We start from the raw sequence: 13908 nt of genomic DNA, 5'->3' as shown, positions 1-13908 counted from the left end.
GAACGGAGGGGCATCATGCGCAAGTTACTCATTAGCATCGGTATATTGGTCGTCGTGCTCATCGTAGCTGGCGTCGTCAAGCGCGAGGAACTGACCCGGCTCATGGCCGTGCAGACCCTGTTCGACGAGGATCGCATCGTCGAGAACTTTTCGAACATGGATGCGCTTTTTCACAAGTCCCAGATGTCTCGCGGCGAGGGGCCGGTGTCGCCATTGCCGAAAGGCGACCCGATCGCGCTCCCCGAAGGCGTTGAAGCGTGGATGGAGACGCGGCACACCACAGCGATGGTCGTGCTTTCCGACGGTGAGATCGTGTACGAAACCTACCGGCAGGGCACCGGGGAGTCGGACCGCCGCATAAGCTGGTCGGTCGCCAAATCATTCCTTTCGACGCTCATGGGCATCGTGATCGAAGAGGGCGACATCGCCTCACTCGACGACCCGGTCACGAAGTACGCGCCGGACCTCGTGGGTTCCGCCTATGACGGCGCGACGATCCGTGACGTGGCGCACATGGCGTCGGGCGTGGTGTTCGACGAGGATTACATGGATTTCTGGTCCGACATCAACCGCATGGGCCGGGTGCTCGCGCTCGGCGGATCGCTTGACGATTTCACCGCGGACCTGACGGAAACCCGCGCGGAACCGGGCGCGGATTGGCTTTACGTGTCGATGGATACCCACGTGCTCGGCATGGTCATTCGCGGCGCGACCGGGCGCAGGATTCCCGATCTCATGGAGGAGAAGATCCTTCAACCTCTGGGATTGGAGGCCGACCCCCATTACCTCACCGACAGCGAAGGAAATGCCTTTGTGCTTGGCGGTCTCAACCTGACCACTCGGGACTATGCCCGCTTTGGCCAGATGATCCTGCAAGGCGGCACCTGGCAAGGCTCGCAGATCGTCTCGCAGGAGTGGATCGACCTTGCGACAACACCAAGCGCCCCAACGGATCCGGGAGACTCAAAATACGGCCTGCAATGGTGGGTACCCGCAGACAACCGGCCCGGTGAGGTCTTTGCCATCGGTGTCTATGGCCAATATATCTGGATTGACCGGAACCGGGATGTGGTCATCGCGGTAAATTCGGCAGATCGGCGGTTCACGGAAGACGGCGTCTGGACCGATAATATCAACAAGCTACGCGCCATAACGGAGGCCGCCGCCAGATGAAACCGGAACCCGATCGCCCGATCAACGTGCTGGGCGGAACGCTATTGTCCTGTTCAGACGAACCGCGCACCGGATATTTCAGGGATGGTTATTGCAACACCTGCAACGCCGACCGGGGAAACCACACCGTCTGCGCGGTGATGACCTCCGAGTTTCTCGCGTATTCGAAATACGTCGGCAACGACCTGTCCACCCCACGACCGGAGTTCAACTTTCCCGGCCTGTCGGCGGGCGACCAATGGTGCCTGTGTGCCGCGAGGTTCCTTCAGGCGCATGACGAGGGCTGCGCACCGAAAGTCAGGCTCGAGGCAACCCATGGCCGGGCGCTCGAAGTCGTGCCCCTGCGGGTACTGGAGCTTTACGCGCTCGATTAAAAGCGCCGATAGAGACCATATACGAGCCCCGCACAGAATAGTTTCAGTGCGTCGTCTCACTTAAAAGTCAAAGACTTACAAGGAACGTTACGCCCCCTTCCCCGGTTGTTTCGCCAGACGCTCCAAAGGGGTTGCCCTCATCGCGCCAGTGACGGTCGATGCGACATGGCTTCCCGGTTGGAGAGCCGCCGACGGCGGTTTGAAACGAAAGGAAAGACCAATGAAACGCTTTGTTACGACCACCGCAATCGCAATGGCACTCGGGACTGCTGCCTTCGCACAGGATCGCGCCCAGGCCGAACTGAATCAGGAGGTCTATGCGATGGGTATGGCCGAACTGCGCGACGACGGCTACAACGTCGACAGCGTGCGCCAGGACCGTTCGGGCACCCTGACCTTCATGGCGGAGAATGGCACGAACGGCCGCATCCTTGTGATGGACGACGATGGCGACATCATGTCGGACACGATGGCCGACCTGAATTCGAGCGCGATGCTGAACCTGCAGGGCGAAGACGGTGAAAACGGAGGTTCCGCCTCGGTCGCAGCCGGCAGCGACACGCAAATCGGTATCTCGACCGAAAGCGATGACGGAGATGACAGCGCGTCCGTGGACGTCGGAACCGGCGTTGACCTCGGCGTCTCGGCCGAAGGTGACGATGGCGACGACAGCGGTTCGCTGAACGTCGGGACCGGCGTGGACCTCGGTGTCTCTGCACAGGGCGACGATGGTGACGACAGCGGCTCGATCGGCGTTGATACCGGCGTGGACCTCGGCGTCTCGGCCGAAGGCGATGATGGCGACGATTCCGGTTCCCTTTCGATCGGTGGCGGTCTCGATCTCGGGATCAACCTCGGCGGTCGGAGCTAAGTCGACGCGCAGTCAACGCCATCATGTGCGATTAAAAACCACCGGGGCGGCGCTTTGCGCCGCCCCAACTCAATTCGAGGCGGCCGAATTGAAGCTGCCGGACGAAACACTCTGTTTCCAGACAGAACACGCAGTTCGTGTTAAAGTTTAATCATAGAAGTTGGTTTCGCGTTCAGCCCGACAATCGGGCCTGTGCGTCCGATCCGATCGGGTTGATGCGGCCTCAATGCAAACTGGGGGGGCTACATCAAAACTCGAGAGGTAACGAATATGACTCTTCTGAAGCGAGTACCAACCCTGACCCTTGCCGCTGCGTTGTGCGCGGCGCCAGGTTTTGCACAAACCGCCCTGAACCAGGGCGTCTACCAGATGGGCTACAACAAGCTCGCCGCCGAAGGCTATCGTGTCGGCGTCGTCCGGCAGGATTCCATGGGCCGACTGACCTTTGTCGGCTGCAATGCCGGCCGCGGACGTGTCCTGGTTCTGTCTGGCAACGGTTCAACCATTTCCGACAGCCCCGGCGAATGCCCGGCCTCGATGCGCACGGCATCAAGGCAAAACGGCATCGGCCAGGGCGTCGGTGCCGGAAGGAGCGGCGGCAACGGATCACCGACCGCCGGCACGGGTGGCACTGGCGGTTCCGGAGGTCCCGGTACCGGCTCGGATGACACTGACACCCAAATGGCGAGTGGCATCGGGATCGGCGTCGATGTCGGAGCTGGCGTCGGCGGATCCGGCGGTATCGGCGTCGGCGCGAGCGCGGGTGTCGGCGCAGGAAGCGGATCCTCCGGCTCGGGCATCGGAATCGGCGCGGATGCCGATGTCGGGATCGGTGGAAGCTCTGGCATCGGGGTCGATATCGGCGCCGGAGTCGGCGTCGGAGATGGGTCCGACGGGGGCTTGCTCGGCATCGGGCTCGACGTTTCTCTGGGCATCGGTCACTAACCACCTTTGACGGGGGCTGTGGAGGCGGCGTCGGGTTCCCGACGCCGCCTTTTTCACGTGATTTGAGCCATTTCCTGCCAGTTCACGGTTCCGTGATCACTATACAGGAACCGATCTGTCGGCGCGGGTGTTGGACAGCTAATCGAGCCCAGACGCCCTGCCCTCATCCGACCTGATCCGGTCAATGCGAAACGGCGAGGCAACGGCTCCGCGTTCCTCAGACAGGACGCATTGAACAAGGAGAGACGTGATGAAACGTAAGCTTTTGACCCTTTCGGCCGTTGCCCTCATCGGCGCTTCGACCGCATTCGCCCAAGACATCAGACCCGAAGGCCTCAACGAACCGGTCTTCAATGATGGTGTCGAGTCCCTGCGCGCAGAAGGCTACACCGTTTCTACGGTCCGCCAGAGCACCGAGGGTGACCTGACATTCGTCGCAATGAACGACGGCATGTATCGCGTCCTCATTCTCGACGGGAATGGCGTGGTCGTGTCTGACGAGACCGGCACCGATCTTGCCGCGCTTGGCATGGACATGGAAATGGAATCCGACTCCGAAGTCACCGCAGATGCGACCCAGGGCGAGGACATCCTGCCCGATGGTGGCCGTGTGCTGAACGGTGAAATCGGTGGCATCGACATCGAAATCGACACTGGCGTTGAAGCAGGCGCCGGGTCGGAGCGTCTGGACGACGAAGAGTCCGAAGACGCATCGTAAGGTTTCGGGCGGGTCGACCCCCTCCACCCGCTTGAACCTGAAGGCGGCGTCGCGAAAGCGGCGTCGCTTTCACGTTTAGAGGCGTTCAGATTGCCGTCCTGTCGTCGCGCGCATCTGCGTTGCCCGCGAGTCCGTCGACGGCCACGTGCCCCGAAGACGTCTCGGTCTCACGATCGCCCTTGGACGGCATGAGCGTTTCATCCATCAGCCCGTCGATGAATTGCGACAAAAGCTGCGCTCGCCCCGAGACGCCGGCTTTCCTGTAAATCGCGTTGGTCTGCGCTTTTACCGTGCCCTCCGACGTGTTTCGCAACTCGGCGATTTCCGCTGTCGACATGCCCTTCACGACGAACAAGGCCACATCACGCTCCGCCGGGGTCAGCGCCCAATCCTCGAAACACTCCTCCAGGAGCGCCATGAACGCCGTCGAGGCGATGCGAAGCTTGGCCTCCGCTGCAAGGTGCCGCGCGCGGGATCGTCTGAGCGCCAGAGCACCTAGCCCGAAACCGATGATCAGCCCGAGCGCGGCGCCGATCTCGGTGATCTCGCGCGCACGCCACGAGATGGGCGTGGTCCGCCACCCGATCACCGAAGACAGAATATCTGAAATGAAAAACGTCGCGCAGACGGCCTGAACGGCGAGCGCGCCGGTTATGAAAATGCGGTCACGCAACCGCAATCTCCCCTGCGACACCCATCAATCATCATCTCCGTCGCCGCCACGACCGCGGCCCCGGCCCCGGCCTCGCCCACTGTCGTCGTCATCCCGGTCATCGTCGTCATCACGGCGATCATCGTCCCTGTCGTCCGCGCCTCCGCCGCTGGGATCGGCAATGCGTGGCGCAGCCGTTCCCGAGGTCGATGCGAGCGCCTGCCAGTAATCCCTCAGGATTTCACCGGTATTGTCATTGAACACGATCTCGCGCCGGAACTGAGGGGACCAGGCGACGACGCGGGTGCGACCCAGAAGGGTCTGGGTCACCTGCATCCGTGTGAAACCCTGCTGGGAAAGCTGCTGCATGATGTCGTTCAGGACATCCGCCCGTGCGGGGGCGGCAACACAGACGGCAAGGGCGCCCAGTAGGAAATGGCGTCGGTTCATAGTCTCTCCCTGCGGTGAGCATCGGATCACGCCGGCCTGTCGTCAAGCAGGCCGGCGCACCACGTCACCGTGTATCAGTCGTCGTCGCGACCGCCTCGTCCGCGTCCCCGGCCCCGACCACGGCCCCGGTCGCCGTCGTCATCGTCGCGATCGGCCCGGTCGCGGCCACGACGGCCGTGATCGTCATCATGATCGTCGTCGTCATCGAAACGTCCACCGCGCCGATCATCATCATGGCGGCCGTCGCCGCGCGAATGATCGTCACCGAAGGTGTGGCGACCGCCGATCTCTTCCTTGATGAGATCGCCGGTCAGCGTATAGACGCGTTCGATCTTGCCCGACGGGCCCATCGCCTCGATCTTGATGTCGTTGAGCCGTGTCTTGACCTCGAACCGGGTGAATCCCTTTGAGGAAAGTTCTTGCACCGCGCCGTTGATGACGTCCTGGGTGCCGCCGGTGGCAGTGCTCGTGATGATGGCCAGAGCAGCCGCGAGAATGAATGCGTTCGGTTTCATGGTATGTCCTATCCAGCTTTCGTTTGCGCGCCGGTTATCCGGCACTCATCGAAGTGAGCTGTCAAAAACAGCACGACACCATTGACCACGGGTTTAGGCAGGACGCCATAAACCCGCGTTCAACGCGCATAAACCTGAGTTTAGAAGGTCAGTCTGTGAGCCCGGACATGTCGGTGCCAAGCGCCTTGGCCACGGTGAAGATGTCTTTGTCGCCCCGCCCGCAGAGGTTCATGATCATGATATGATCTTCGGGCAGCGTCGGCGCGAGCTTGGTCACATGGCCCAGCGCGTGGGACGGTTCCAGCGCAGGAATGATCCCCTCGGTCTGGCACAGAAGCTGGAACGCTTCGAGCGCTTCGGTGTCGGTGATCGACACGTATTCGGCCCGGCCCGTATCATGCAGCCAGCTGTGTTCCGGCCCGATACCTGGGTAATCCAGACCCGCCGAGATCGAGTGCCCTTCGAGAATCTGTCCGTCCTCGTCCTGAAGCAGATACGTGCGGTTGCCATGCAGAACGCCGGGACGCCCACCGGTCAGTGACGCGCAATGTTCCATCTTGTCGTTCACGCCCTTGCCGCCCGCTTCCACGCCAATGATGCGCACGTCCTTGTCGTCGAGGAACGGATAGAACAGCCCCATCGCGTTCGAGCCGCCACCGATGGCGGCGATCACGCTGTCGGGAAGACGGCCCTCGGCGGCCATGATCTGTTCCTTGGCTTCCTTGCCGATGATCGACTGGAAATCGCGGACCATCGCCGGGTAGGGGTGCGGCCCGGCCACCGTGCCGATGCAGTAGAACGTGTCGCGCACATTGGTCACCCAGTCGCGCAGGGCGTCGTTCATCGCATCCTTGAGCGTCCCGCGACCGCTCGTCACCGGCACCACGTCGGCGCCGAGAAGCTTCATGCGGAACACGTTGGGCGCCTGACGCTCCACGTCATGCGCACCCATGTAGACGATGCATTTCAGGCCGAACTTGGCGCAGACCGTCGCCGTGGCCACACCGTGCTGCCCCGCCCCGGTTTCCGCGATGATCCGGGTCTTGCCCATGCGGCGGGCAAGGATGATCTGCCCCAGCACGTTGTTGATCTTGTGCGCGCCGGTGTGGTTCAGCTCGTCGCGTTTGAGATAGATCTTCGCCCCGCCAAGGTGCTCGGTCAGCCGCGCGGCGTAATAGAGCGGCGAAGGACGACCCACGTAATGGGTCCACAGATCGTTCATCTCGTCCCAGAAGCTCTCATCGGTCTTGGCCTTTTCGTATTCCGCCTCGAGGTCGAGGATCAGCGGCATCAGCGTCTCGGAGACGAACCGTCCACCGAAATCGCCGAACCGGCCCTTTTCGTCCGGGCCGTTCATGAAGGAATTGAAAAGATCGTCAGCCATGGCAGCGCCTCCTGATGGTCCCGGTGTTCCTAATCCCTGCACAGTCATGACGCAAGAAGCGGAGATGCGCGCAGACGGCAAGAAATCTCTGGCCAGAGAGATATTTTCCTTGGAACATAGTTTTGCGACTCGATCCTTCGAGTCGGTTCAGGGAGGAACATATGAAACACCTATTCATCAGCGCCGCGGCGTTGGCCCTTCTGCCGTTCGCAGCCTCGGCCTCGCCCGATGCCTGCGATGCGGCGACTGGGCTGACGGCAGACGGCGTCACCATCACGTCGACATCCTACGCCCCGCAAGGCGAGGAAAGCCCGCTCGACCATTGTATCGTGCAGGCGACCATGGCCGAGCGCACCGGGACGGACGGCAAGGATTATGCAATCCGCTTCGAGTTGCGCCTGCCCGACGACTGGAACGGGTCGCTCGTTCACCAGTTCAATGGCGGCAACGACGGCGAGGTCAAACCTGCCCTCGGTACGATCGCGGGCCTCGCACCGGGCGACGGTGCATTGGCGCGCGGCATGGCCGTCGTGTCTTCGGACGCGGGTCATGACGGAGAAGCGAACCCGGATGCGGGCCTCGCGGGCGGCAACGTCTTCGGCATGGAGTTCGAGGCGCGCAAAAACTACGGATACGGGGCCGTGCCTCAGGTCCAGTCGGCGGCCGAAGCACTGACGAGCGCCTATTACGACGAGGACATCGCGTACCGCTACGGTATGGGGTCATCGAACGGTGGACGTCACGCAATGGTGGCAGCATCGCGAATGGGCGACACTTTCGACGGCCTGCTCGCTGGATACCCAGGGTTCAACCTGCCCCGCGCCGCTATCCAGCACGCGTGGGATGTGCAGAACTTCCTCAGTGTCGGTGAAACGCTGCCGTCCAGTTTCTCGCGCGAAGAAATGGCCTTCGTCGGTGGTGCAATCACTGCGGCCTGTGACGCGCTCGATGGCGCCGAGGACGGTCTCGTCCTCGACCCGCTCGGCTGTCAGGACACCTTTGACCCGATGAGCATGGCGTGCAGCGATGGGCAGAACAGCGAATGCCTGCCGGAAGAAAAGGTCGCCGCGCTGGTTGCAATCCACGAAGGCCCCACCGACAGCGCGGGCAACGCGCTCTACAGCGATTGGCCGTGGGATCCCGGCATCGCCTCGGGTGGCTGGCGCTTCTGGAAACTCGAAAGCCCGATCCCTCCGTGGGAGCAACAACCTCTTATCGCCGTGATGGGCGCAGGGTCGCTCGCCCAAGTGTTCTCGACCCCGCCGACCGAGGTCGGGGGAAGCCCGGCGGACCTTCAGGAATTTCTCGTGAACTACGATTTCGACGAGATGGCAGGCCGTGTCACAGCCACGTCGGAGGCCTTCCCCGAAAGCGCGGTCGACGTGATGTCACCGCCGGACATGGATGACCCGATGCTGACCGATTTCGTCGAGGCCGGCGGCAAGATGGTGATCTTCCATGGGACCGCCGACCCGGTGTTCTCGTTCCTGGATACCGTTGGTTGGTACGAACGGCTTTCTGCGAACCTCGGTGATGCCACGGGCGACCATGTGGTGCTTTACCCCGTTCCGGGGATGCAACATGGCCAGGGCGGGCCGTCGGCTGACAGCTTCGACATGCTCACGGTTCTGACCGAATGGGTCGAAAACGGCGATGTGCCGGATACCGTCACCGCGACGGTCCGCGCAGACAACGAAGAAGCGCCGGAAGCGGTGCGTGGCGAAACCCGCCCGCTCTGCGTCTACCCGCAGGTCGCGAAGGCCGAGGGCGACGGGTTTACCTGTCAGTAAGTCACCACCGAGGCGCGCGCCGACCCGGCGCGCGTCTCACCGCAGGATCAAGGGGCCGCGCGCCGCGGCAAGGCGGACCGGATCGCCATTGCAGAAGATGACCAGCGTCAGCCCGTTCTCCACAGCCTGAAATCCCCGGCGGCGCACTTCGCTCAGGAAGAGGTCACGGCCCACGATGCGGTCGACATCTTCGATCGACCGCTTGATGACCCCACCCTTGAGTGCCGTCGGACAGGTGAACGCCTGATCCATCCAGATGTCGGGTGCCGGGTCTCGGGGTCCGGGTGAGGTTACCGGCACCGGAAGCGGCGCCGAAGCGGAGGCGGGGCGATGTGCGAAGATCGGTTCCATGCCGACAACCTGCCGCGATTCTGGTGAAAGAGCGGTTAAGGTTAATCCAGCCGTTTCTTGAACCCGACATGGCTTGGCTCATATCCCTGCGCTTCGTAGAACCGCCGCGCATCGCCCCGCGTCGCGTTCGATGTCAGTTGCATCAACACCGCGCCGGCCGCACGCGCTCGCGCCTCGGCATCTGCGACCAACGCCGCGCCCTGCCCCTGCCCCCGCAGATGCGCGGCGATGCGCACGCCTTCGAGCTGCGCGCGCGTCGCGGCGCTGAGCGACAGGCCCCGGATCACCGTCAATTGGTAGCAGGCGACGATCTCGTCCCCGGCCTCACCGACGATCACCCGGTTCATCGGGTCATCGCCCATCGCGTCGAATGCGGCGAGGTAATGCGAAAGATCGGCGCGTTCCCGGCCCCGGCCCAATGCGTCATCCGCCAGAAGCGCCACTACCGCCGCGACGTCGTCGCGCGTCGCGGGGCGGAAGGCGATCATCCGGCGGCTTCGATGAAGGCGCGCATGAGGTCCGGGTCTTTGACCCCCGGCGCACTTTCCACGCCTGACGCGGTATCGACCTGCCGCGCTCCTGTCAGCCGGATCGCCAGCGCGACGTTTGCGGGCGTCAAACCGCCGGCCAACATCCACGGCAGGGTCCAGTGCCTTCCCTGAAGCAAAGTCCAGTCGAACGGCACGCCGTTGCCCCCCGGTAGCTCGGCGCCCTTCGGTGCCTTGGCATCGACAAGGATCTGGTCCGCCACGTCCGAATAATCATCGAGCTTCGCGACGTCGTCCGGCCCTGCGACCCCCACGACCTTCATCACCGGCAATCCATAGCGTGCCCGGATTTCAGCGACCCGTTCGGGGCTTTCCTGACCGTGAAGCTGGATCATGTCGATGGGGGCGGTCCCGATGATCTCGTCTAACAGCGCGTCGTCCGGGTTCACCACCAGCGCGACTTTCGCAACGCCCGGCGGCACCTCGGCGGCAAGGTGGGCGCAGGTCTCCGGGTCCACGTAGCGTGGCGACTTCGGGAAGAAATTGAACCCGAGATAGCGCGCACCCGCCTCGACCGCGGCCGCGATCTGGTCGGCCTGGGTCAAGCCGCAGATTTTCACCGATGTCCGTTTCATGGGCGTGTCTTAACGCCCGTCCTCCAGAAGCGCCAGAACGTCGTCGCCTGGTTTCTGCTTCTCCCGCTTGAGATCCTGCACCTCGTGGGCAAGTTTCACCGCCGCCTTGCGCGCCCGCGCGCCTTCGGCCCGGTGCTTATGCTCGCGCAGCCATTCCCAGATGAACCCGATCACCACGCCCGCGATGATGGCGAGGAAAATGACGATGAAAAGCGGCAGATTCACCGACCATGACCAGCCAAGGAAACCGGACAGCTCCTCAGGCAACATACGCAGGAGCACGCTTTCGCGGTTGGCGAGCGCAACGGTAATCAGCACCACGGCCAGCGCGGCGAGGAACGCGTAGCGGATATAACGCATTGAAAAGGGCCTTTCAGTTCCCGTTCAGTCGGTCGCGCAGCAGCTTGCCGGTCTTGAAGAAAGGCACGTGCTTTTCCTCGACCTCGACCGATTCCCCGGTGCGCGGGTTCCGTCCCACTCTGGCATCCCGCTTCTTGACGGAAAAGGCCCCGAAACCGCGCAGTTCGACGCGGTCGCCGCGGGCCATAGCCTCGATCACCTCTTCGAAAATCGTATTCACGATGCGCTCGACGTCCCGCTGATAAAGATGCGGATTCTCGTCGGCGATCTTCTGAATAAGCTCAGACCGGATCATTCAAAATCCCCCCGAAGGACATTTGCGACGCTTTCTGGCAGCACGTCGTCACCCCGATGACTATACGGGCAAAGCGCAGACCGGGAAACAGTTCATGCAAGAAAGCGCCGCCTAATTTGCGGCCAATCGGCGGTTTTTTTCATGCAAATCCACAGCTTTAGGCGGACACCGCGCCACCGAAGCCCGTGCCGCAACGCAGCATTTCCACGCACCACGCTCTATGATTCGCAGCTTCACCTCTTGTCGGGTGGATCGGTCAGGGCGATGACCAGCGTCGCACCGACCGCCCAAACGGCAAAGGCCAGGGCGATCGACAATCCGATCGAATAAACCCCGCCCAAGAGCCCAATCAAGAAGACCGCCACACCGAGTGCGCCAATCACGCCCATCCATTCCTTGCGTCTGTCTCTCATGTCTCACCTCCTGACCAATCATAGCGGAAAGCGGCTCGTCCGACCTTGCGCCAGAGCAAGGCGGCAAGGTCTCAAGCCATGTTGACGGATGCGCTGGTTTCGGTGCGGAATGCGTGAAGGGTCCGCCCTGCACGAATAACAAGGATCGCCGCCATGTCGACACCAGCCGAGAACAAAACCAACGCGATGGCCTTCTACGATCTGATGTTCAACAAATGCGAACCGCGTGCCGCGATCGAGCGTTATGCGGGCGACGTCTACATCCAGCACAACCCTCACGTCGGCGACGGAAAAGAGGCGTTCATCGCGTATTTCGAGCGTATGGCACAGGAATACCCGGGCAAGACCGTGACCTTCAAACGCGCGATTGCCGAGGACGATCTCGTGGTGCTTCATTGCCATCAGGTCTGGCCGGGGAGCGACGATTACGCCGGTATCGACATTTTCCGTTTCGACACGAACGGCAAGGTCGTCGAGCATTGGGATGTGTTGCAGATCATCACCGGCACCTCCGCCAACGACAACGGGTTGTTCTGAGGCCCGCCGACCCGGGTGGCCCGGACCAAGCGCGGAAATGAAAACGGCCCCGCAATCGCTTGCGGGGCCGTAAGTTTGCTTAAGCGTTGAACGCGGGCGACTTAGTCGTCGTCTTTGTTCAGAGCGGCGCCAAGAATGTCGCCGAGCGAAGCACCGGAGTCGGAGGACCCGAACTGTTCCACGGCTTCTTTCTCTTCGGCGATCTCACGGGCCTTGATCGAGAGACCGAGACGACGCGACTTGGCGTCGACATTGGTGACACGCACGTCGACGTGGTCACCGACCTGGAACCGCTCGGGGCGCTGCTCGGCACGGTCACGCGACAAGTCGGAGCGGCGGATGAAGGACTTCATGCCTTCGTATTCCACTTCGATACCACCGTCTTCGATCGCGGTCACGGTCACGGTGATGATCTGGCCGCGCTTCACACCGCCCACCGCTTCGGCGAACGGGTCGCCGTCGAGTGCCTTGATCGAGAGCGAAATGCGCTCCTTGTCGGTGTCCACTTCGGTGACGACGGCCTTGACCACGTCGCCTTTGTGGAACTCCTGGATCGCTTCCTCGCCGCGCTGGTCCCAGCTGATGTCGGAGAGGTGAACCATGCCGTCGATGTCGTTGTCGAGACCGATGAACAGACCGAATTCGGTGATGTTCTTGACCTCGCCTTCGACCTGCGTGCCCTCGGGGTGCGTCTCGGCAAAGACTTCCCACGGGTTGCGCATGGTCTGCTTGAGGCCGAGCGAAACGCGACGCTTCGCCTGGTCGATCTCGAGCACCATGACCTCAACCTCTTGCGAGGTGGAGACGATCTTGCCCGGGTGCACGTTCTTCTTCGTCCAAGACATTTCCGAGACGTGAACGAGACCTTCGACACCCGGCTCCAGCTCAACGAACGCACCGTAGTCGGTGATGTTCGTGACGCGGCCCTTGTGGACGCTTTCGAGCGGGTACTTGGCAGCGACCAGATCCCACGGATCTTCCTGAAGCTGCTTCATGCCGAGCGAGATGCGGTGCGTCTCTTTGTTGATCTTAATGACCTGCACCTTGATCGTCTCACCGATCGAGAGGATCTCGGACGGGTGGTTCACACGGCGCCATGCCATGTCGGTGACGTGCAGAAGCCCGTCAACACCGCCGAGGTCCACGAAGGCACCGTATTCGGTGATGTTCTTGACCACGCCGTCAACGGCATCGCCTTCCGACAGCTTGCCGATGACCTCGGCGCGCTGTTCGGCACGGCTCTCTTCGAGGATCGCACGGCGCGACACGACGATGTTGCCACGGCGACGGTCCATCTTGAGGATCTGGAACGGCTGCTTGAGACCCATGAGCGGGCCGGCATCGCGCACGGGGCGCACGTCGACCTGGCTGCCGGGCAGGAACGCCACGGCGCCGCCGAGATCGACGGTGAAGCCGCCTTTGACGCGACCGAAGATCGCACCTTCGACGCGGGCGTCGTCGGCGTAAGCTTTTTCCAGGCGGTCCCAGGCTTCTTCGCGGCGAGCCATCTCACGCGAAATAACAGCTTCGCCGCGGGCGTTTTCAGCGGCACGCAGGTAAACCTCGACTTCGTCGCCGACCGAAATGTCGGGCGCTTCGCCGGGGTTCGCGAATTCCTTGAGATCGACGCGGCCTTCCATCTTGTAGCCGACATCGATGATGGCCTGGCCGGCTTCGACAGCGATGACCTTGCCTTTGACGACAGTGCCCTCATCGGGCGTGTCCATTTCGAGGCTTTCGTTAAGGAGGGCCTCGAATTCCTCCATGGATGCATTGGCGCTCATAAGCGTAGAGTTTCCTTTTCAGTTCTATTCGGGCCGCACGGTTGTCTCCGCGGGTCTTTCGTGGATTTCGCGACAGGTTTCCGCAAAACAAAGAGGGCCGGTTGCCCGACCCTGCTCGCTCTTCGGCTGCGGCTTAACGCCTGTCTGGGCGCGCGTATAAGACCCCCGCCTTG

18 protein-coding genes are annotated in these 13908 nt (G+C 62.3%); 7 read left to right on the top strand and 11 right to left on the bottom strand.

What is annotated here, in order from left to right; genetic code table 11:
• Positions 1–15 precede the first annotated feature (15 nt).
• From KJP28_RS06515 to KJP28_RS06495, 5 genes are all read left to right on the top strand, one after another.
• A complete protein-coding gene (locus KJP28_RS06515) occupies positions 16–1173 on the top strand; it encodes a serine hydrolase domain-containing protein (protein WP_218391769.1) in 1158 nt (385 codons plus the stop codon).
• Positions 1170–1547: a DUF2237 family protein gene (locus KJP28_RS06510; RefSeq protein WP_218391768.1), complete on the top strand. Its 378-nt coding sequence runs from the start codon at positions 1170–1172 to the stop codon at positions 1545–1547. The genes KJP28_RS06515 and KJP28_RS06510 overlap by 4 nt, the downstream gene beginning before the upstream one ends.
• Positions 1548–1767: 220 nt before the next feature.
• Complete coding sequence (locus KJP28_RS06505) at positions 1768–2418, top strand: ICP22 family protein (RefSeq protein ID WP_218391767.1); 651 nt, start codon at positions 1768–1770, stop codon at positions 2416–2418.
• Between the two features lie 270 nt (positions 2419–2688).
• Positions 2689–3363 carry a hypothetical protein gene (locus tag KJP28_RS06500; protein ID WP_218391766.1) on the top strand — a complete coding sequence of 225 codons (675 nt, stop codon included), beginning with the start codon at positions 2689–2691 and terminating at the stop codon, positions 3361–3363.
• Between the two features lie 250 nt (positions 3364–3613).
• Positions 3614–4081 carry a hypothetical protein gene (locus KJP28_RS06495; RefSeq protein ID WP_218391765.1) on the top strand — a complete coding sequence of 156 codons (468 nt, stop codon included), beginning with the start codon at positions 3614–3616 and terminating at the stop codon, positions 4079–4081.
• A gap of 85 nt (positions 4082–4166) precedes the next feature.
• On the opposite strand, the gene KJP28_RS06490 is transcribed toward KJP28_RS06495, so the two are convergent.
• From KJP28_RS06490 to trpB, 4 genes are all read right to left on the bottom strand, one after another.
• Positions 4167–4754 (bottom strand): helix-turn-helix transcriptional regulator, encoded by a 588-nt coding sequence (locus tag KJP28_RS06490; RefSeq protein ID WP_218391764.1) that lies wholly within the window; start codon positions 4752–4754, stop codon positions 4167–4169.
• A 24-nt stretch (positions 4755–4778) separates the two neighbouring features.
• A complete protein-coding gene (locus KJP28_RS06485; RefSeq protein ID WP_255552258.1) occupies positions 4779–5183 on the bottom strand; it encodes a hypothetical protein in 405 nt (134 codons plus the stop codon).
• Positions 5184–5257: 74 nt separating this feature from the next.
• The gene (locus tag KJP28_RS06480; RefSeq protein ID WP_218391763.1) at positions 5258–5698 is read right to left on the bottom strand and encodes a hypothetical protein; all 441 of its coding nucleotides are present in this window, start codon (positions 5696–5698) and stop codon (positions 5258–5260) included.
• A 148-nt stretch (positions 5699–5846) separates the two neighbouring features.
• Positions 5847–7082 (bottom strand): tryptophan synthase subunit beta, encoded by a 1236-nt coding sequence (gene trpB, locus KJP28_RS06475; protein ID WP_218391762.1) that lies wholly within the window; start codon positions 7080–7082, stop codon positions 5847–5849.
• A gap of 161 nt (positions 7083–7243) precedes the next feature.
• On the opposite strand from trpB, the gene KJP28_RS06470 reads away from it, so the two are divergent.
• Positions 7244–8872 carry a tannase/feruloyl esterase family alpha/beta hydrolase gene (locus KJP28_RS06470; protein ID WP_218391761.1) on the top strand — a complete coding sequence of 543 codons (1629 nt, stop codon included), beginning with the start codon at positions 7244–7246 and terminating at the stop codon, positions 8870–8872.
• A 36-nt stretch (positions 8873–8908) separates the two neighbouring features.
• On the opposite strand, the gene KJP28_RS06465 is transcribed toward KJP28_RS06470, so the two are convergent.
• The 6 genes from KJP28_RS06465 to KJP28_RS06440 all read right to left on the bottom strand — a co-directional run bounded on the left by KJP28_RS06465 (position 8909) and on the right by KJP28_RS06440 (position 11414).
• Positions 8909–9223, bottom strand: coding sequence for an N-(5'-phosphoribosyl)anthranilate isomerase (locus KJP28_RS06465; RefSeq protein WP_255552256.1), 315 nt, complete (start codon positions 9221–9223; stop codon positions 8909–8911).
• A 41-nt stretch (positions 9224–9264) separates the two neighbouring features.
• On the bottom strand, positions 9265–9711 hold the full coding sequence (locus KJP28_RS06460) for a GNAT family N-acetyltransferase (protein ID WP_218391760.1): 447 nt from the start codon (positions 9709–9711) through the stop codon (positions 9265–9267).
• Entirely contained in the window at positions 9708–10346 is a 639-nt protein-coding gene (locus KJP28_RS06455; protein ID WP_218391759.1) for a phosphoribosylanthranilate isomerase, read from the bottom strand. Before KJP28_RS06455 ends, KJP28_RS06460 begins: the two co-directional genes overlap by 4 nt.
• A gap of 9 nt (positions 10347–10355) precedes the next feature.
• Positions 10356–10706: a lipopolysaccharide assembly protein LapA domain-containing protein gene (locus KJP28_RS06450; protein ID WP_218391758.1), complete on the bottom strand. Its 351-nt coding sequence runs from the start codon at positions 10704–10706 to the stop codon at positions 10356–10358.
• 13 nt (positions 10707–10719) lie between these two features.
• Entirely contained in the window at positions 10720–11001 is a 282-nt protein-coding gene (gene ihfB, locus KJP28_RS06445; protein ID WP_218391757.1) for an integration host factor subunit beta, read from the bottom strand.
• A 233-nt stretch (positions 11002–11234) separates the two neighbouring features.
• Entirely contained in the window at positions 11235–11414 is a 180-nt protein-coding gene (locus KJP28_RS06440; RefSeq protein WP_218391756.1) for a hypothetical protein, read from the bottom strand.
• A 153-nt stretch (positions 11415–11567) separates the two neighbouring features.
• On the opposite strand from KJP28_RS06440, the gene KJP28_RS06435 reads away from it, so the two are divergent.
• Positions 11568–11951, top strand: a complete 384-nt coding sequence (locus tag KJP28_RS06435) for a nuclear transport factor 2 family protein (RefSeq protein WP_218391755.1) — start codon at positions 11568–11570, stop codon at positions 11949–11951.
• A gap of 101 nt (positions 11952–12052) precedes the next feature.
• Here the strand turns inward: KJP28_RS06435 and rpsA are convergent, their stop codons facing one another.
• Positions 12053–13735, bottom strand: coding sequence for a 30S ribosomal protein S1 (rpsA, locus tag KJP28_RS06430; RefSeq protein WP_218391754.1), 1683 nt, complete (start codon positions 13733–13735; stop codon positions 12053–12055).
• Positions 13736–13908 lie beyond the last annotated feature (173 nt).

This window comes from Maritimibacter dapengensis (assembly GCF_019218265.1).
GTDB classification, from domain to species: Bacteria; Pseudomonadota; Alphaproteobacteria; order Rhodobacterales; family Rhodobacteraceae; genus Maritimibacter; species Maritimibacter dapengensis.
The sequence above is the reverse complement of the archived record's forward strand: the minus strand, read 5'-3'. Positions and strand labels throughout refer to the sequence as shown.